Source organism: Streptomyces sp. NRRL F-2580, from assembly GCF_000720115.1.
GTDB lineage: Bacteria > Actinomycetota > Actinomycetes > Streptomycetales > Streptomycetaceae > Streptomyces.
Window position 1 is genome coordinate 86,511 of the sequence record NZ_JOIR01000019.1, and the last position, 17,437, is coordinate 103,947.

Annotated in this window: 17 protein-coding genes; 9 read left to right on the forward strand and 8 right to left on the reverse strand. The window is 70.5% G+C overall.

Going from position 1 to position 17,437, the window contains the following annotated elements; genetic code table 11:
- Window positions 1–101: 101 nt before the first annotated feature.
- Together IF88_RS0122265 and IF88_RS0122270 are read right to left on the reverse strand one after the other, a co-directional pair.
- Window positions 102–1,001: a 2-hydroxy-3-oxopropionate reductase gene (locus tag IF88_RS0122265; RefSeq protein ID WP_030715190.1), complete on the reverse strand. Its 900-nt coding sequence runs from the start codon at window positions 999–1,001 to the stop codon at window positions 102–104.
- A 75-nt stretch (window positions 1,002–1,076) separates the two neighbouring features.
- Window positions 1,077–1,910, reverse strand: coding sequence for a TIM barrel protein (locus IF88_RS0122270; RefSeq protein ID WP_030715192.1), 834 nt, complete (start codon window positions 1,908–1,910; stop codon window positions 1,077–1,079).
- 125 nt (window positions 1,911–2,035) lie between these two features.
- Between IF88_RS0122270 and IF88_RS0122275 the strand changes: the two genes are divergently transcribed.
- The 7 genes from IF88_RS0122275 (at window position 2,036) to IF88_RS0122305 (ending at window position 8,043) form a co-directional block, all read left to right on the forward strand.
- Window positions 2,036–2,287 carry a thiamine-binding protein gene (locus IF88_RS0122275; protein ID WP_037806630.1) on the forward strand — a complete coding sequence of 84 codons (252 nt, stop codon included), beginning with the start codon at window positions 2,036–2,038 and terminating at the stop codon, window positions 2,285–2,287.
- Window positions 2,284–2,679, forward strand: a complete 396-nt coding sequence (locus IF88_RS0122280; RefSeq protein WP_030715200.1) for a helix-turn-helix domain-containing protein — start codon at window positions 2,284–2,286, stop codon at window positions 2,677–2,679. Before IF88_RS0122275 ends, IF88_RS0122280 begins: the two co-directional genes overlap by 4 nt.
- A 154-nt stretch (window positions 2,680–2,833) precedes the next feature.
- Window positions 2,834–3,349, forward strand: a complete 516-nt coding sequence (gene uraD / locus IF88_RS0122285; protein WP_030715202.1) for a 2-oxo-4-hydroxy-4-carboxy-5-ureidoimidazoline decarboxylase — start codon at window positions 2,834–2,836, stop codon at window positions 3,347–3,349.
- Window positions 3,350–3,357: 8 nt separating this feature from the next.
- The gene (uraH, locus tag IF88_RS0122290) at window positions 3,358–3,747 is read left to right on the forward strand and encodes a hydroxyisourate hydrolase (RefSeq protein WP_030715205.1); all 390 of its coding nucleotides are present in this window, start codon (window positions 3,358–3,360) and stop codon (window positions 3,745–3,747) included.
- A gap of 1 nt (window position 3,748) precedes the next feature.
- The gene (gene pucL / locus IF88_RS0122295) at window positions 3,749–4,672 is read left to right on the forward strand and encodes a factor-independent urate hydroxylase (protein ID WP_030715208.1); all 924 of its coding nucleotides are present in this window, start codon (window positions 3,749–3,751) and stop codon (window positions 4,670–4,672) included.
- A gap of 190 nt (window positions 4,673–4,862) precedes the next feature.
- Window positions 4,863–6,266: an 8-oxoguanine deaminase gene (locus IF88_RS0122300; RefSeq protein WP_030715217.1), complete on the forward strand. Its 1,404-nt coding sequence runs from the start codon at window positions 4,863–4,865 to the stop codon at window positions 6,264–6,266.
- Between the two features lie 376 nt (window positions 6,267–6,642).
- Window positions 6,643–8,043, forward strand: a complete 1,401-nt coding sequence (locus IF88_RS0122305; RefSeq protein ID WP_078893048.1) for a nucleobase:cation symporter-2 family protein — start codon at window positions 6,643–6,645, stop codon at window positions 8,041–8,043.
- A gap of 33 nt (window positions 8,044–8,076) precedes the next feature.
- Here the strand turns inward: IF88_RS0122305 and IF88_RS48050 are convergent, their stop codons facing one another.
- A complete protein-coding gene (locus IF88_RS48050; RefSeq protein WP_234323647.1) occupies window positions 8,077–8,676 on the reverse strand; it encodes a 3'-5' exoribonuclease domain-containing protein in 600 nt (199 codons plus the stop codon).
- Window positions 8,677–8,869: 193 nt separating this feature from the next.
- Between IF88_RS48050 and IF88_RS0122315 the strand changes: the two genes are divergently transcribed.
- On the forward strand, window positions 8,870–9,256 hold the full coding sequence (locus tag IF88_RS0122315; RefSeq protein ID WP_030715223.1) for a VOC family protein: 387 nt from the start codon (window positions 8,870–8,872) through the stop codon (window positions 9,254–9,256).
- Window positions 9,257–9,262: 6 nt separating this feature from the next.
- On the opposite strand, the gene IF88_RS0122320 is transcribed toward IF88_RS0122315, so the two are convergent.
- The 3 genes from IF88_RS0122320 to IF88_RS0122330 form a co-directional block, all read right to left on the reverse strand.
- Complete coding sequence (locus tag IF88_RS0122320) at window positions 9,263–10,453, reverse strand: GDSL-type esterase/lipase family protein (RefSeq protein WP_234323648.1); 1,191 nt, start codon at window positions 10,451–10,453, stop codon at window positions 9,263–9,265.
- A 280-nt stretch (window positions 10,454–10,733) separates the two neighbouring features.
- Complete coding sequence (gene aceB / locus IF88_RS0122325; protein WP_030715226.1) at window positions 10,734–12,353, reverse strand: malate synthase A; 1,620 nt, start codon at window positions 12,351–12,353, stop codon at window positions 10,734–10,736.
- Between the two features lie 252 nt (window positions 12,354–12,605).
- The gene (locus IF88_RS0122330) at window positions 12,606–13,253 is read right to left on the reverse strand and encodes a nucleotidyltransferase family protein (protein ID WP_234323649.1); all 648 of its coding nucleotides are present in this window, start codon (window positions 13,251–13,253) and stop codon (window positions 12,606–12,608) included.
- A 237-nt stretch (window positions 13,254–13,490) separates the two neighbouring features.
- Between IF88_RS0122330 and IF88_RS0122335 the strand changes: the two genes are divergently transcribed.
- Window positions 13,491–14,978 carry a PLP-dependent aminotransferase family protein gene (locus tag IF88_RS0122335; RefSeq protein WP_030715230.1) on the forward strand — a complete coding sequence of 496 codons (1,488 nt, stop codon included), beginning with the start codon at window positions 13,491–13,493 and terminating at the stop codon, window positions 14,976–14,978.
- Between the two features lie 366 nt (window positions 14,979–15,344).
- On the opposite strand, the gene IF88_RS0122345 is transcribed toward IF88_RS0122335, so the two are convergent.
- Window positions 15,345–15,980 carry a response regulator gene (locus tag IF88_RS0122345; RefSeq protein WP_030715232.1) on the reverse strand — a complete coding sequence of 212 codons (636 nt, stop codon included), beginning with the start codon at window positions 15,978–15,980 and terminating at the stop codon, window positions 15,345–15,347.
- Window positions 15,981–15,982: 2 nt separating this feature from the next.
- Entirely contained in the window at window positions 15,983–17,383 is a 1,401-nt protein-coding gene (locus IF88_RS0122350) for a sensor histidine kinase (RefSeq protein ID WP_030715234.1), read from the reverse strand.
- Between the last annotated feature and the right edge of the window lie 54 nt (window positions 17,384–17,437).

Below are 17,437 nucleotides of genomic sequence, written 5' to 3' on the forward strand. Positions count from 1 at the left end.
GCGAGTGGTGATCCGGACGGCGCCGGCGCTTGGGCGCGACAGGACAGGTGTCAGCACCGGCGCCATCCGGAGACTCGGATCCCCTGCGAGAGGGGAAGTGCTCAGATCTGAGCGCCGGAGAGGCGCTCGACCGCACGGAGCAGGGCGGAGTGGTCCAGGCCGCCGTCACCCTGGGCGCGCAGCGAGGCGACCAGCTGGGCGACGACCGCGCCGACCGGGAGGGCCGCACCGACGTTGCGGGCGGCGTCGGTGACGATGCCCATGTCCTTGTGGTGCAGGTCGATCCGGAAACCGGGCTTGAAGTCGCGGTTCAGGAAGTTGTCCTTCTTGCGGGTCAGGACCGTGGAGCCGGCCAGACCGCCGTTGAGGACGTCCAGGGCGGCCTGGAGGTTCACGCCGGACTTCTCCAGGAAGACGACGGCCTCGGCGCACGCCTGGATGTTCACCGCGACGATGAGCTGGTTGGCGGCCTTCACCGTCTGGCCGGAGCCGTGCGGACCGCACAGGACGATGACCTTGCCGAGCGCCTCGAGGATCGGCAGAGCGGCGTCGAAGTCGGCCTGCTCGCCACCCACCATGATCGACAGGACGGCCTCGATGGCGCCGGCCTCGCCGCCGGACACCGGGGCGTCGAGGACGCGGATGCCCTTCTCGGCGGCGTTCTTCGCGAGGTCGACCGAGGTCTGCGGGGTGATCGACGACATGTCGATGATCAGCGCGCCGGACTTCGCGTTCTCGAGGATGCCGTTCTCACCGTAGGAGATGGCCTCGACCTGCGGGGAGGCGGGCACCATCGTGATGATGACGTCGGCGTCCTTGACGGCCTCGGCGATCGAGCCGGCCGCGGAGCCGCCGGCGGCGGCCAGGCGGTCCAGCTTGTCCTGCTCCAGGGTGAAACCGGTGACCGAGTAGCCGGCCTTCAGGAGGTTCTCGGCCATGGGGGAGCCCATGATGCCGAGACCGATCCAGGCAATCGACGGGAGCGCAGCGGGGTTGCTCATGATGAGGGTCCTTCTCTTAATGCTTTGTACGAAAAGTTCGTGACGTGCCTGGCTGATCGCCTGGACTTTGTCCGCCTACTTCGCGGCGCGGGCCTCGGCCGGCAGCCATGCGAAGGACGCGGCAGCGTCGGCGGCCTTGTACTCCAGGCCTACGTAGCCCTCGTATCCGGCCTTCTTCAGCTGGTCGAGCAGCTCCTCGAGGGGCAGCTCGCCGGTGCCGGGGGCACCGCGTCCGGGCTTGTCCGCGATCTGGACGTGCCCGGTCTTGGCGGCGTACTTTTCGATGACCTCGGAGAGGTCCTCATCGTTCATCGCCAGGTGGTACAGGTCGAGCAGGAACTTGGCGTTGCCGAGGCCGGTGGCCTCGTTCACCTTGTCCACTACCTCGATGCCGGCCGGGGCGCTCACCAGGGGGTAGAGCGGCGACTCGGGCTTGTTGAGGGTCTCGATCAGGAGGATCGCGCCGACGCGGTCCGCGGCCTGGGCCGCCACGACCAGGTTCTTCAGCGCGAGCTCGTCCTGGACGGCCGGGTCCACGCCTTCGACGCGGTTGCCGTACAAGGCGTTCAGCGCCTTGCAGCCGACCGAGGCCGCGAAGTCCGCGGCCACGTTGATGTTGGCGTTGAAGCGCTCCGACTCCGCACCGGGAACCGAGACCGCACCGCGGTCCGGGCCCGGCAGCCGGCCGGCGTAGAAGTTCAGGCCCACCAGCTGGGTGCCGGCGTCCTCAAGAGCCTTCTTGAGGGCGTCGAGCTCCTCCTGTGCGGGGGTGGGGGTCTCGATCCAGGGCCACCACAGCTCGACCGCCGTGAAGCCCGCCGCGGCGGCAGCCGCGGGACGCTCCAGGAGCGGGAGTTCCGTGAAGAGGATCGAAAGGTTTACATCGAAGCGCTGGTCCGTGTATCCCATGAGGGGTGTGCGCTCCTTCCGTATTGCGGAAGTTAGTTTCTGCTTGATGGAAGACTGCATCGGGCTTGTCCCGGATGTCAAGTACGGACTGCCGAAAAAACGAGACCGCGGGGTAGCTTGACCGCGTGCGATTGAGAGTGGAGTTCACGACCGAGCCCTTCGACCTCGAAGAGGCTCCTGCCCATGCCGTGGCCGCGCGTGAGGTCATTCAGAAGGCCCAGCTGGACGCGGTGGACGTCGGTCCGTTCGGCAACACCGCCGAGGGCGAGGCCGGCCAGGTGCTGGCCGCGGTGGGGGCGCTGCTGCGCGATTCCCTGGAGGCCGGAGCCACGCGCGTCTCGCTCCAGGTCAACGTGATCGGGGAGGACACCCCATGACCGAGCCCCGCGACCACCCCTTCGTCACCGCCGTCAAGCCGCTGGTGGACGCCATGGGCGGCGAGCTGATGGACCCGGCCCTGGCGCAGCCCGACGACGTCGTGCTCAGCTGGGAGGGTCAAGACCTGCTGGCCGTGCGCCTGCCGCAGCTCTCGGACTCGCTGGACCACATCCTGGCGGCCCTGGAGCGCCGGCACGGCGTACCGTTGTCGCAGCTCGACCGGAAGTCCAAGCAGGACGTGGTGCGGATACTGGAGGCACGGGGCGCCTTCTCCGTGCGGCACGGTGTGGAAACGGTCGCGGGCGCCCTGGGCGTAAGCCGCTTCACGGTCTACAACTACTTGAACCGGGATTCCGGCCCCAAAGGCAGCGCCAAGAGCAGCCAAGAGTGAAAGGCTGTTGACCCGCGGTGACGAGCCGCCGCCCAATTCACCCGGGCGGCGGCTTTTGTGTACGGGAAGTTTCAACAAAGTGTTGACGCCGTGTTGTCGAGGGCGTTAGCTATGCGCAGCCCGTCAAAGCAACAACAGGCCACGGAGGCCTACCGTGACTTCGAGTCCGACCCCGGGTCTCACCCGGTTCAACACCTTGGACGACAGCGCGGCCACGGCCGAGCTGCACGAGGTGTGCGCCAGTTCGGCGTGGGGGAGCAAGATGCTCGCCCAGCGCCCCTTCGCCACCGCAGAGTCCCTGTTCGCCGCGAACGAAGCCGCCATGGCGGAGCTCACGGCGGAGGACCTGGGCGAAGCGATGGGAGGCCACGCGCCGATCGGCCGGCCGAAGCCGGGAGACCCGACCTCCGCCCGCGAGCAGCGTGGCATGGCCGGCGCCTCGGAGGAGCTCAAGAACGAGCTCCTCGAACTGAACCTGGCGTACCAGGAGAAGTTCGGCCACGTCTTCCTCATCTGCGCCACCGGTGCGACCGGGGAGTTCATGCGGGACGCGGTCAAGGTCCGGATCGACAACTCGCCGGAGCGGGAGTGGGAAATCGCCCGCGGCGAGCTCGTCAAGATCAACAAGATCCGCCTGACCCGCCTCGTCGAACTCGTTGAAGGAGAGTGAGACCGATCATGAGCACCGAGACCACCGCGTCGGTGTCCACGCACATCCTGGACACCAGCATCGGCAAGCCCGCCGAGGGCGTCGCCATCTCCCTGTCGGCCCGTACGGGTCTGGACGGCGAGTGGGCGGCCCTGGGCGGCTCCGCCACTGATGCGGACGGGCGCTGCAAGGACCTGCCGGCGCTGCCGGAGGGCACCACCCACGTGCGTCTCGACTTCGAGACCGAGACGTACTTTTCGAAGAAGCAAGCCGAGGCGCAGCAGGACGCCCCCCGCGTAAGGGACAGCGGTGCGTTCTTCCCCGAGGTCACCATCACGTTCGCGGTGAACCCGGGCGAGCACTACCACGTACCGCTGCTGCTCAACCCGTTCGGCTACTCCGTTTACCGAGGGAGCTAGCATGGCCACGATTCTGGGCCAGAACCAGTACGGCAAAGCAGAGAACCGCGTCGTCAAGATCACGCGGGACGGCGACACGCACCACATCAAGGACCTGAACGTCTCGGTCGCCCTCTCCGGCGACATGGACGACGTCCACTACTCCGGCTCGAACGCCAACGTCCTTCCGACGGACACCACCAAGAACACGGTGTACGCGTTCGCCAAGGAGTACGGCATCGAATCCGCCGAGCAGTTCGGCATCCACCTGGCGCGCTGGTTCGTGGGCAGCCAGGAGCCGATCCAGAAGGCGCGCATCCGGATCGAGGAGTACGCCTGGTCCCGGATCGCCACCTCGGACGCCAACTCCAAGTTCATCGGCTCCGACGAGGTGAACCACTCGTTCGTCCGCGACGGCGGCGAGACCCGGGTCACCCAGATCACGTACGACGGCAAGAACTGGGAGGTCATCTCCGGCCTCAAGGACCTCGTCGTCATGAACTCCACGAACTCCGAGTTCTGGGGTTACGTGAAGGACAAGTACACGACCCTGAAGGAAGCGTACGACCGCATCCTCGCCACCCAGGTGTCGGCCCGGTGGCGCTTCAACTGGTCGGACGACGACCAGCGGATGCCCAACTGGGAGAAGTCCTACGCCGAGACGCGCAAGCACATGCTCCAGGCCTTCGCGGAGACCTACTCCCTGTCGCTGCAGCAGACCCTGTACCAGATGGGTTCGCGCATCATCAACCACCGTTCGGAGATCGACGAGGTCCGCTTCTCGCTCCCGAACAAGCACCACTTCCTCGTGGACCTTGAGCCCTTCGGCCTCAAGAACGACAACGAGGTCTACTTCGCCGCGGACCGCCCGTACGGTCTGATCGAGGCCACTGTTCTCCGGGACGGCGTTGACGCCCGTATCCCCGTGGACATGACCAACCTCTGATGCGGCACGCGCGTCCCGGGGCTCCGCAGTGGCCCCGGGACCGCGCGACACTCTGCAGCTTCCTGAATCGGCACCCGGACGCACCACTCGGGGCGGCAGTACTGTCAGCTGTCAAGGCCCCCGGCTCCGGCACTCAAATCTCCTGGGCCTTGCCGTGCCCATACCGCCACTGAAAGCACGAGGAAGTCCCATGGCAGCATCGGCAGCCCCTGACAGCGCGGTCGAGCGCATCGTCATCGAGAACTGTGCGATCGCGACCGTCGACGCCAACGACACCGAGTACGCCTCGGGTCACATCGTCGTCGCCGGCAACAAGATCGAGTCGATCGGCGCGGGCAAGGCCCCCGAGAACCTCGAGAACGTCGTACGTCGCATCGACGGTACCGGGCACCTCGTGACCCCCGGTCTGGTCAACACGCACCACCACTTCTACCAGTGGATCACGCGTGGTCTGGCCACCGACCACAACCTCTTCAACTGGCTGGTCGCGCTGTACCCGACGTGGGCGCGCATCGACGAGCAGATGACGTACACGGCCGCGCAGGGCTCCCTCGCCGCGATGGCCAAGGGTGGCGTCACCACCGCGATGGACCACCACTACGTCTTCCCCAAGGGCTCCGGCGACCTCTCCGGCTCGATCATCCGTGCCGCTTCCGAGATGGGCGTCCGCTTCACCCTCGCCCGCGGCTCCATGGACCGCAGCGAGAAGGACGGCGGCCTGCCGCCGGACCACGCCGTCGAGACCCTCGAAGGTGCGCTCGCCGACACCGAGGCGACCGTGAAGAAGTTCCACGACGCCTCCTTCGACTCGATGACCCAGGTCGCCGTCGCCCCGTGCTCCCCCTTCTCGGTCTCCACCGAGCTGCTGAAGCAGGGCGCCGAGCTGGCCCGCCGCCTGGGCGTGCGCATGCACACGCACGGCTCCGAGACCGTCGAGGAAGAGCAGTTCTGCAAGGAACTGTTCGGCATGGGCCCGACCGACTACTTCGAGTCGACCGGCTGGCTCGGCGAGGACGTGTGGATGGCGCACAGCGTCCACATGAACGACTCCGACATCGCCGCGTTCGCCCGGACCAAGACCGGTGTCGCGCACTGCCCGTCCTCCAACGCCCGTCTGGCCGCCGGCATCGCCCGCGTCCCGGACATGCTCGCCGCCGGTGTCCCGGTCGGCCTCGGCGTGGACGGCACCGCCTCCAACGAGTCCGGTGAGCTGCACACCGAGCTGCGCAACGCGCTCCTCATCAACCGCCTGAACCCGGTCCACCGCGAGCGCGCCCTGAACGCGCGCCAGGCCCTGCGCCTCGGTACCTACGGCGGCGCCCAGGTCCTCGGCCGCGCCGACAACATCGGCTCGCTGGAGGTCGGCAAGTGCGCCGACCTGGTGCTGTGGAACCTGAGCACCTTCCTGCACTCCTCGATCGCCGACCCGGTCACCGCGCTGGTCTTCGGCGCGGCCGCCCCGGTGACCGCGTCGTTCGTCAACGGCAAGCAGATCGTCGAGAACAACCGCCTTCTCTTCGCCGACGAGGACGCCATCGCGGTGTCCACCCGGGAAGAGGCCCAGCGCCTGGCGCGGATCTCCGCGCAGGCCTGACCCTCCCCGGCTACCGCCGGGAGGTACCCCCAGAAGTCCGGCCGGGGGGGACGGCCCCCGGCCGGCGGCCGCGGACCCGAGCGGGGTCCGCGGTAGCCGTTCCCGGGTAGCGCCCGAGGAAATCCGAGGGCGCCCCCGGGGGCGGTGACGCGTGCCACTTGCGCTGCCGCGCGCGCTTCGCGCCACGGCCACGGCACCTCCAGCCCCCGCGGCTGGAACCACAGCGCGGAACCGGTGTTGGGCAAATCGTTTCTGCACCCCTTGGGACATGTAGTCGCACCACCCACAACTCCATACAGGCTCGACTCGCACTCCTTTCGCACCACCTCCATGACACCCACGTCCCTGCCGACGTGTTACCCGACCGGAGGAAGCCGTGGCCGCAATGCCCAGGTTTCGCAAAGACGCAGTCGCAGTACCGCAGGTCTCCGGGGAGAAACACCCGGTCGACGAGACCTTGCCTCCGCTGAAAATGTTCACGAGCGGTCTCCAGCACGTGGCCGCCATGTACGCGGGTGTCGTCGCCCCGCCCATGATCGTCGGCCCTGCCGTGGGGCTCTCCGCCACCGAGACCGCCTTCCTGATGGGCGCCTCGCTCTTCACCGCCGGCCTCGCCACCCTCCTCCAGACCCTCGGGTTCTGGAAGATCGGCGCCAAGCTCCCCTTCGTCAACGGCGTCTCGTTCGCCGGTGTGACCCCGATGATCGCCATAGGCAAGGGGGAGGGGGCGGACGCCGTCCCCGTCATCTTCGGCGCGATCATCGTCGCCGGAATCCTCGGCTTCTTCGCCGCCCCCTACTTCGGCAAACTCGTCCGCTTCTTCCCACCGGTCGTGACGGGTACGGTCATCACCCTCATCGGCGTCTCGCTCCTGCCCGTGGCCTTCAACTGGTCGCAGGGCGGGAACAGCACCGCCGCCGACTACGGCTCGATGAAGAACATCGGCATGGCCGCCGTCACCCTCGTCATCGTCCTGCTGATGCGCAAGTTCCTGCGCGGCTTCCTCCAGCAGATCTCCATCCTGCTCGGCCTGGTCGCGGGCACGCTCATCGCCCTGCCGCTCGGCATGACGAGCTTCGACGCCGTCAAGAACGCGTCCGTGGTGGGCTTCCCGACCCCGTTCCACTTCGGCGCCCCGCAGTTCCAGGTCGCCGCGATCATCTCGATGTGCATCGTCATGCTCGTCTGCATGACCGAGTCCACCGCCGACATCCTGGCGCTGGGCAAGATCGTCGGCCGTCCCGCGGACGCGAAGACCATCGAGGGGGGCCTGCGCGCCGACACCCTCGGCAGCGCGCTCAGCCCGCTGTTCAACGGTTTCATGTGCAGTGCCTTCGCCCAGAACATCGGGCTGGTCGCCATGACCAAGGTGCGCAGCCGGTTCGTGGTCGCCGCGGGCGGCGGCATCCTGATCCTGCTGGGCCTGTGCCCGATGGCCGCCTCCGTCATCGGTGTGGTCCCGCTGCCGGTCCTCGGCGGCGCCGGGATCGTCCTCTTCGGGTCGGTCGCCGCCAGCGGCATCCAGACCCTGGCCGGCGCGGCCATGGAGAAGGGCGAGAACGCCCTGATCGTCGCCGCCTCCGTGGGCATCGGCCTGATCCCGATCGCCGCGCCCGACTTCTACCACGCCTTCCCGAAGGACCTGCTGGTCGTCCTCGACTCCGGCATCAGCACCGGCTGCGTGGTGGCCATCCTGCTGAACCTGGCCTTCAACCACCTCGGCGCCAAGAAGGGCGCGGCCGCGGGAGCCGCCTCCGAACCGGTGCCGGTGCACTGACCGGCGCTGCCGGACCGAACGGCGGTGCGCACGTCACCCACTGCGGGCGTGACGTGCGCACCGCCGTACGCGTGCCCGGTCAGCAGGTCGAGTGGAAGAGCCCGGCGACCCGCTCGGTGGCGGCCAGCCGGTTGTAGACCTCCACGGCCGCGGTCGTCTCCGCCACGTGCACATCGACCCCGGCCCCGCCCGGAGCACCTCCAACGTCTGGAGCCTGAAGTCCTTGCCGGGGGCGAGCCCTTCGGCCTCGATCCGGCCCCACGAGAGGTGCGTGATGCGCGGGGAGCGCTCCGCGTCGGGGTCCGGCACCGGCGGGGTCCACAGCATCAGGTTGCTCATCAGCTCGGCCTGCTCGATCGCGTCGTCCAGGGCGTGGTGTGTGTGGCGGCGCCACGACAGTAGTTCACGGGGCATCCGGCCCTTGACCGCGGCGCGCAGCGGCACCCGGGCCTTGGTCGCGTAGAGGGTCTTCATGTCCAGGCAGCCGGAGTGGCCGAAGGGGCTGTTCCCGCCGAACCGCATCAGGTACCAGTACAGGAAGGTCCAGTCGAAGGGGGCCGGGTAGCCGCACATCACCGGCTGCGCCCCGGCCTCGGCCGAAACCTCCCGCACCCAGGTGCGGAACTCGTCCATGGCCGCCGCCGGATCGGTGCCCTCGCGGACCAGCCGGCCGCGGTCCAGCCCGCACCGTGCCGATCACCCGGATTTACCGGCTCCCACGCGCGGTGACCGGCCCCGGACGGTCCGTGCACCCTCCCGTCGGTCGACGGCCGACGCCGTCGGGGGGAGGATGGAGAGCGGGGAGCGTCGGATCGAAGGAACGGTCATGTTCGCAGACACCAAGGCATTCAGCGGATTCTCCGTCGACGACCTCGGCAGGGCCAAGGAGTTCTACGAAGGCACCCTCGGCCTGCGCGTCTCGGAGGACGAGGAGATGGGCATGCTGTCGCTGCACCTGGCGGGAGACAACACGGTCCTCGTCTACCAGAAGGACAACCACGAGGCCGCGAGCTTCACGATCCTCAATTTCCCCGTCGACGACGTCGACCGGGCCGTCGACGAGCTCACCGCGCGCGGTGTCCGAATCGAACGCTATGAGGGGTTCGACATGGACGACAAGGGAATCGTCCGGCCGAAGGGGAACGAGCCGACCATCGCCTGGTTCAAGGACCCGGCCGGCAACGTCCTGTCCGTGCTGAACCCCTCCCCCTGAGCCGCTTCAGGAGGCCGGCGTCAGGAACATCCCGGTCTGGTCCCCACCCGCGGTGTTCTTGCAGCTGAAGCCGGAGCTCGCGGGCTGGGCGACGACCAGTGCGAGGCAGCGGCCGGCCGCCAGCTGGCCGAAGTAGTTCGGGTGCATGGACTCCTGGATCAGGCCCTGCGTCTCGTTGTTGTCGATCCAGCGCGCCCACTCGCTCGTCTTCGCCGAAGCCGGCACCGTGGTGCTCACCTGCTTGCTCGCCTTGGCGCACACCTCACGGCCCTGCATCATGTCCCGCAGGTCCAGGAACTGCACCCCCTTGGCCGCGGCGACCCCCTTGATCCGGTTGGCTATCTGCGGCACGAGCGAGTCCCGCGCCCAGTCCGAGTCCCGGTTCCAGAAGGGGCAGCCGCCCGTGTTGAGCCGGCTCCAGTCGCTCTGGGTGTACCGGTTCTCCGCGCCCCGCGGGATCGGCGACGGGTAGGACTGCAGCACGAGCCGGTACGAGGAGTCGGCGTACCCGGCCGCGCGCATCACGGCCCGCACCTCGTCCACGGACTTGCCGACCTTGTCCATGACCGCGTCGATCTTCTGGTCGACCCCGTACTGCTGGTCGTCGTAGCAGTACGAGTTCCAGATGACGAAGTCGAGCGCGCAGTCCTTGATGATGTCGGCGAAGCCCAGGTCGTTGCCGCCGATGGACAGCGCGATGACCTTGACGTCATGGCTCGCGGCCACCGCGGCGAGCTGGTCCGCCTGCGGAGCCTCGCCCTTGAAGGCGACGCCGCCGTTGGAGGCGCGGAACACGTTGTCGGAAACCGCCCCGGAACAGGCCAGGTTCACGGCGACGTCGGCGATGGCTCCGGCGCTGCGCACCTCGGCGGAGTCGGAGCGGTGACACCCGCCCGCGGTGGTCCCGTACACCTTGCCGGGATCGTAGGTGCTGCCGCTGACCCAGCCCCGGTCGGTCCCGTTCCTGCTCCCGGTGTTGGTGAGGGTGTTGCCCTTCCAGCGTCCGGCCTCGCCGGAGATGTAGCTGTCACCCATGGACACCACGGCCGTGGGTCCGGCCCCGGGGCTGGCCACGGAGGTCCCGGCGCCGCCTGTCACCAGCGCGCCGACGGCGAGCGGCAGGACCAATCCGGCCCCGGCCAGTCGTCGCACCCGACTGCGGTACCGGTCCTTGCTGGCGTTGCGGAATCCGATCACTGCGGAACTCCTGCGTTTTCGGCCATGCCGAAGTCGGCGACGACTCCGTCGCATGGCTGGGAAAGTGGGGGTACCGCCGGCCGGTGGCATCGGAAAGGTGACACGGGCCCACTTGTTACCGCTAGGTACAGTCAGGTTACGAACGAGTAACGACCGATCGGTCGTTCGGGAGTCTGCTCCTCCTGTTGTGGAACGCAAACGGCTCCGCCCCCGCGCCGTGAAGGCGACGGGGGCGGAGCCGGCGGGTTCGGCCGCTGTGCGTTTCAGCCGAATCCGGGGATCAGCCGACCAGCTGGTCGTACGCGGGGAGCGTGAGGAAGTCCGCGTAGTCCGCGTCCAGGGAGACCTGGAGCAGGAGGTCGTGGGCCTGCTGCCACTTGCCGGCCGCGAAGGCCTCCTCGCCGACCTCGGCGCGGATGGCGGCCAGTTCCTCGGCCGCGATCTTGCGGGTCAGCTCGGCGGTGGCGGTCTCGCCGTTCTCGAACACCACGCCGGCGTTGATCCACTGCCAGATCTGCGAGCGGGAGATCTCGGCGGTGGCCGCGTCCTCCATCAGGCCGAAGATGCCGACGGCGCCGAGGCCCCGCAGCCAGGCCTCGATGTAGCGGATGCCGACCTGGACCGCGTTGCGCAGGCCCTCGTACGTCGGCTTCGCGTCCAGGGAGTCGATCGCGATGAGCTCGCCGGGGGCGACGTGCACGTCCTCGCGCAGCCGGTCCTTCTGGTTCGGCTTCTCGCCGAGGACCGCGTCGAAGGAGGCCATCGCGATCGGGACCAGGTCGGGGTGGGCGACCCAGGAGCCGTCGAAGCCGTCGCCGGCCTCGCGGTCCTTGTCGGCCTTGACCTTCTCGAAGGCGACCTTGTTGACCTCGGCGTCCTTGCGGGACGGGATGAAGGCAGCCATGCCGCCGATGGCGTGCGCGCCGCGCTTGTGGCAGGTGCGGACCAGCAGTTCGGTGTACGCCCGCATGAACGGGGCGGTCATCGTCACCGCGTTGCGGTCCGGCAGGACGAACTTCTCGCCGCCGTCACGGAAGTTCTTCACGATGGAGAAGAGGTAGTCCCAACGGCCCGCGTTCAGGCCCGCCGCGTGGTCGCGCAGCTCGTAGAGGATCTCCTCCATCTCGTACGCGGCGGTGATGGTCTCGATGAGGACGGTGGCGCGGACGGTGCCCTGCGGGATGCCGACGTAGTCCTGGGCGAAGACGAAGATCTCGTTCCAGAGGCGCGCCTCCAGGTGCGACTCCGTCTTCGGCAGGTAGAAGTACGGGCCCTTGCCGAGGTCGATCAGGCGCTTCGCGTTGTGGAAGAAGTACAGGCCGAAGTCGACGAGCGAACCGGAGGCCGGGCCGCCCTCGAACCGCAGGTGGCGCTCCTCCAGGTGCCAGCCGCGCGGCCGCATCACGACGGTGGCGAGCTGGTCGGCGGGCTTCAGGGCGTACGCCTTGCCCGTGCGCGGGTCGGTGAAGTCGATACGGCGCTCGTAGGCGTCGATGAGGTTGAGCTGGCCGAGGACGACGTTCTCCCAGGTGGGAGCGGAGGCGTCCTCGAAGTCGGCGAGCCAGACCCTGGCGCCCGAGTTCAGGGCGTTGATGGTCATCTTGCGGTCCGTCGGACCGGTGATCTCCACACGACGGTCGTTCAGCGCGGCCGGGGCCGGCGCCACCTTCCAGTCGCCCTCGCGGACCTGTGCGGTGTCCGGGAGGAAGTCGAGGGTGGAGGTCCGGGCGATCTCGGCACGGCGCTCGGCGCGGCGGGCGAGGAGCTCGGCGCGGCGGGGGGCGAACCGCCGGTGGAGCTCGGCCACGAAGGCGAGAGCCGCTTCGGTGAGGACTTCGTCCTGCCGGGGCAGGGGCTCGGCGTCGACGATGGCCAGCGGGGACGGCGCTGGTGCGGACATATCTGTCACTCCTTCAGCGGCGGTGCCTGGCGGCCGCGGGGGAATGCTCGCGCGAGACGGCACGCAGTGCCGTCGGGTGTGGAGAGTTCCGGAATACGGTCGCGGGCGCCGTCTGGGGGTTCAGGGCGCTTCTGACCAGTGGATAGTAATTTCCTCATGGTGGAAGTTCAATGGTTTGTTGATATCGAGATTCTCTGAGTCGACAGATCCCACGTCCCGGTGGCCCTCAGTGCCATCGCCGTCACACCGTGCTCAGAGGAGACGTACCAGGTCGGACGGTGTGTCGATGTCGAAGGCCTCCGCGATGTCAGAGCACTCCACCAGCATGAGCTCTTCGGCGTGTCGCGCGAGGTGCACCCGCGCGCCCTTGTCGTCCGTCGCCGTCGCCGCGATGTCGGCCCAGCGGTCCGCCCCGAACAGCACCGGGTGCCCGCGCTCCCCGTCGTAGGCCGCCGCCACCAGGCTCGCGGGGGAGCGGTAGGCCTCCCGGACCCGGGCCACGGCCGCCGGGCCGATGCCCGGCTGGTCCACCAGTGAGACCAGGGCCGCCCGGGCGCCCGTACCGGCCAGCGAGGTGAGGCCGACCCGCAGGGAGGAGCCCATCCCCTCCGCCCAGTCCGGGTTGTCCACGACGACGCAGCCGGCCAGGTCGGCCCGCTCGCGGACCTCGGAGGCCGAGGCGCCGAGCACCACGTGCACCGGGCCGCAGCCCGCCTCGCGCAGGACCCGTACGGCGTTCTCGATGAGCGGGCGACCGCGGTAGGGGAGCAGGGCCTTGGGGCGCCCGCCGAGCCGGCGGCCGCCGCCGGCCGCCAGGAGCAGGCCCGCGATCACGGGCGAATCGGAGGGGGAGCCGCAACCCGCGGGGGAGTGGGAGCCGGAGGGGGAGTTGGCTGACATGCCACCGATTCTCGCTCCTGTACGGAATCCCGTGAGCGCCGCGCCAGAGTGCGGCGTACGGAGTCCAGCACGGCCCCGACGCGCAGCGGCCGGGAGACCCGGTTCTCGGCGGCGGCCAGCAGGGCACGTTCGTCTCGGTCGGTCAGCATCTCGCCGTCTCCTTGCCAATCGGGGGCCAATACAGCGAGTCTGGTCCTCGATTGGCCTGGCCGTCAGAGCCAATCAGGGGAGGTTGGCATGGCAAACGGGCGAGTGGTCCAGACAGCGGACAGAACCATCGGCAGCCGGCAGCTCGCCGCCCTGCTGCCCGCGGAGGTCCTGGCGCGCCCCGGCTACCGGGCGCTCGCCGACGCCGTCCGCACGCTGATCCTCGACGGCCGGATCGCCCTGCACGTCAGGCTGCCCGCCGAACGCGAACTCGCCGAGGCCGTCGGCGCCAGCCGGGCCACCGTCACCGGCGCCTACGACCTGCTGCGCGGGAGCGGCTACGTCCGCAGCCGGCGCGGCTCCGGCACCTGGACCGAACTCCCCGACGGCCACCGCCCGGTCGGCGCGCACGCCATCGTCGGCGGGATCGGCGGCCGCGCGGACGGCGAACCGGGCATCGACCTCGCCATCGCCGCCATGGGCGCCCCGGAGGGCAGCCTCGCCGAGGCCTTCGCCTGGGCGGCGCCGCGCCTGCCCCAGCTCGCCCGCAGCCCCGGCTACCACCCCTTCGGCCTGCCCGACCTGCGGACCGCCGTCGCCGAGCGGTTCAGCCGGCGCGGGCTGCCCACGCGCCCCGAGCAGATCCTGCTCACCTCCGGCGCCCAGCAGGCCTTCAGCCTGGTCGTCAGCCTGCTCTGCCGGGCCGGGGACCGGATCGTCACCGAGAACCCCACCTACGCCAACGCCCTCGACGCCCTGCGCCACGCGCGGCTGCGCACCGGATCCATCGCCGTCTCCGACGCGGGCTGGGACATGGAGATCGCCGAGTCCACCCTGCGCCAGACCGTGCCGAGGATGGCGTACGTGATCCCCGACTTCCACAACCCGACGGGCGCGCTGATGCCGCCGGAGCAGCGGCTGCGGCTGCTGGCGGTGACCCGCGCCACCGGGACCTGGCTGGTGGTCGACGAGACCATCGCCGACATCGCGCTGGACGTGCCCGCGCCCGCGCCGCTGGCCTCCCTCGCGCCGCGCGGCGGCGCGGACCACGTGATCACCATCGGCTCGCTCAGCAAGACCCACTGGGGCGGCCTGCGCGTGGGCTGGGTCCGGGCCACCGCGAAGATGATCGCCGAGCTGACCGCGGTACGGGTCTCGGCCGACATGACCGGCTCGGTCCTCGACCAGTTGGTCGCGCTCCCGCTGATGGACGACATGGACCGGGCCCTGCCCGCGCGCCTCGCCCAGCTGCGGATCCAGCGCGAGGCCCTGGTGCAGGCCCTCCAGCGGCACACGCCCGAATGGTCCTGGCGGGTCCCGCCGGGCGGCCTCTCGCTCTGGGTCGACCTCGGCGAAGCCGTCAGCTCCGCCCTGGCCGAGCGCGCCGCGGCCGCCGGCGTGCACATCGGCCGCGGCGCCCGCTTCGGGGTGGACCCGGGCACCTTCGAACACCGGCTCCGGATCCCCTACACGCTCTCCGCGGACCGCCTGGACGAAGGCGTACGCCGCCTCGCGGGCGCCTTCCACGACGGGATTCCCCTGCCGTCGGCGGTGGACCGCCCGCACTGGGTGGCGTAGCGCCGCTCAGGCCCTGCGCAGGTACGTGTTCGCCGCCGGGCGGAACATCAGGACCACGGCGGTGAGCACGGCCGCCACGCGGACGGCCCGGCTCGCACCGCACACCAGTCGACTGCCCCCGCCCGGGACAGTGCCGCCGACGGCCGACCGCCGTCCGCGAGAAACCCGGGCGGCCGCACCACCACGGAGGCGGTACCGAGCACGCCGAGGCCGGTGCCGGCGGCCGGGTGCCTCGCAACGGCGGAGTGCATCGCGGGCTCGCTCTCGGATCGGGAATCGATGCCCCGATGCTCCCGCCCCGGCGCCCCGCTCCACGCCCCTGCCCACCGGTGTTCCGCCACGGGGGCCGGCCTCACCGGGACCGGGTCACGGCGTGCGGATCAGGCGGCGGGTGGCGGCGGCCGCGACCGCCGAGGTGCGCGAGTCGACACCGAGCTTGGCGTAGATGTGCACGAGGTGGGACTTGACCGTGGCCTGGCTGAGGAAGAGCTTCTTCGAGATCTGCTGGTTCGACAGGCCGTCCGCGACCAGCTGCAGCACCTCCAGCTCCCGCTTCGTCAGCGCCTCCGCCGGGGTCCGCATCCGGTCCATCAGCCGCAGCGCCACCGCAGGGGCCAGCGCCGACTGGCCCGCCGCGGCCGTCCGCACCGCCGCCGCCAGCTCCTCCGGCGGGGCGTCCTTGAGCAGGTAGCCCGAGGCGCCCGCTTCCACCGCCGCCAGGATGTCCGCGTCCGTGTCGTACGTGGTCAGGACCAGCACCCGGGGGGAGCCCGGGCGGGCGGTGATCAGAGCCGTCGCCTCGGAGCCGTGCATGCCGGGGCCCGGCCCGAACTGGAGGTCCATCAGGACCACGTCCACCGGCTCGGAGCCCGCCAGCTCCACCGCCCGCTCGGCGGTCGCCGCCTCGGCCACCACCGCGAAGTCCGCCTCCGTGTCCAGGACCGCGCGCAGTCCCGCCCGGACCACCGGATGGTCGTCGGCGAGCAGCAGGCGGATCGTCATCGTCAGGCCTCCAGGGGCAGCGGCAGGGTGACGGCCACGGCGGTGCCCTGGCCCGGGTCGGACTCCACGGTGAACAGCCCGCCCAGCGTCTCGGCGCGCGAGCGCATCGCGGGCAGCCCGAAGCCGCCGTCGCCGGAGGCCGAAGCGGCCGGGTGGGGGCACCTCCCAGCGGTAGCTGGGGGAGGGTCGAAGCCGTGCCCGTCGTCCACGATGTCCAGCGTGACCGAGGCGTCCATGAAGGTCAGGGTGATCTCGGCGCGCCCGGCCCGCGCGTGCCGCACCACATTGGCCAGCGCCGACTGCGCGATCCGCAGCAGCGCCACCTCGTACGGGGTGGGCAGCACCCGCGGGCTGCCGCTCAGCGAGAACCGCACCCGCGGCCCCGGCACCCCCGCGCACAGCCGCTCCAGCGCGGCGGCCAGCGACCCGTGCTCCAGGTCCGGCGGGGTCAGGGCCCGTACGAAGCGGCGCGCCTCGGCGAGGTTCTCCTGGGCGGCCTCCCGGGCCCGGGCGATGTGCGCCAGCGCTGCCGCGCGGCCTCCGACAGGCACGGCGGGCCCGGCGGCCTCCGCCGCGGCAGGGGCACCTTCCGCCCCGGCGGCCTCCGCTGCGGCTCGGGCGTCTTTCGCCCCGGCGTCTTCCGTCCCGGCGCCGGCCGATTCCGCGGCCCCGGGCTCGCGTGCCGGACCCGTCGCCCGCGCCGGACCCTCGGAGAGCGCCCGCTCGGCGGCCCGCAGCAGCAGCTGGATGGAGGACAACCCCTGGGCGAGGGTGTCGTGGATCTCCCGGGCGAGCCGCTCCCGCTCGGCCAGGATCCCGGCGCCCCGTTCGGCCGCGGCCAGCTCGGCCCGGGTGGTGATGAGCTCCTCGATCAGCTCGCGGCGGCGCTCGCTCTCGCGGTACAGGGCCTGGTAGCCCAGTACGGTCGCCACCGCCACGGCCCCGCCCAACAGCGGCCCCAGGAAGGCCCCGGGGGTCACCGCGCTGCTGTGCGCGAGGAACCCGCCGATGGCCGCGCAGGCGGTCAGCGCGACGGCCGCCACGCCCCAGCGCAGCCGCAGCAGGTGCAACTCCAGGAAGTACAGCGGGAAGGCGATCCACAGCCCGTCGGGAGAGACCGCCAGCAGCGCCGCCCAGGCCGCGCCGAGCCCGGCCAGCCACACCGCCCCGGCGCGCGGCGAACTGTGCACGGCGGGGGTCCGTACGCCGCCCGCGTAGACGGCGGCGAGCACCGCGCAGGCGGCGATCACCCAGTCGGCGCGGGGCGCGCCGTCGGTCACGGCCCGGCCGGCGGCGAGCGCGAGCAGCCCGAAGAGCAGCGCGTGCAGGCACAGCCGCAGCACTTTCGACACCGGGGTGAGGGCGCGGGAAACGGGGAGGAGGGGGGCAGCGGGAGCAGTCATGGCCGGACCAGCGTAAGTCGGGCCCGGCCGGCCCCGGTCAACCGAAAGTTCGAT

Bases quoted from the DNA above. Each gene is read 5' to 3' on its own strand.
- IF88_RS0122265 (WP_030715190.1), bottom strand. From the start codon at position 1,001: ATGAGCAACCCCGCTGCGCTCCCGTCGATTGCCTGGATCGGTCTCGGC.
- IF88_RS0122270 (WP_030715192.1), bottom strand. From the start codon at position 1,910: ATGGGATACACGGACCAGCGCTTCGATGTAAACCTTTCGATCCTCTTC.
- IF88_RS0122280 (WP_030715200.1), top strand. From the start codon at position 2,284: ATGACCGAGCCCCGCGACCACCCCTTCGTCACCGCCGTCAAGCCGCTG.
- uraH (WP_030715205.1), top strand. From the start codon at position 3,358: ATGAGCACCGAGACCACCGCGTCGGTGTCCACGCACATCCTGGACACC.
- pucL (WP_030715208.1), top strand. From the start codon at position 3,749: ATGGCCACGATTCTGGGCCAGAACCAGTACGGCAAAGCAGAGAACCGC.
- IF88_RS0122300 (WP_030715217.1), top strand. From the start codon at position 4,863: ATGGCAGCATCGGCAGCCCCTGACAGCGCGGTCGAGCGCATCGTCATC.
- IF88_RS48050 (WP_234323647.1), bottom strand. From the start codon at position 8,676: ATGGACGAGTTCCGCACCTGGGTGCGGGAGGTTTCGGCCGAGGCCGGG.
- IF88_RS0122315 (WP_030715223.1), top strand. From the start codon at position 8,870: ATGTTCGCAGACACCAAGGCATTCAGCGGATTCTCCGTCGACGACCTC.
- aceB (WP_030715226.1), bottom strand. From the start codon at position 12,353: ATGTCCGCACCAGCGCCGTCCCCGCTGGCCATCGTCGACGCCGAGCCC.
- IF88_RS0122330 (WP_234323649.1), bottom strand. From the start codon at position 13,253: ATGTCAGCCAACTCCCCCTCCGGCTCCCACTCCCCCGCGGGTTGCGGC.
- IF88_RS0122335 (WP_030715230.1), top strand. From the start codon at position 13,491: ATGGCAAACGGGCGAGTGGTCCAGACAGCGGACAGAACCATCGGCAGC.
- IF88_RS0122345 (WP_030715232.1), bottom strand. From the start codon at position 15,980: ATGACGATCCGCCTGCTGCTCGCCGACGACCATCCGGTGGTCCGGGCG.
- IF88_RS0122350 (WP_030715234.1), bottom strand. From the start codon at position 17,383: ATGACTGCTCCCGCTGCCCCCCTCCTCCCCGTTTCCCGCGCCCTCACC.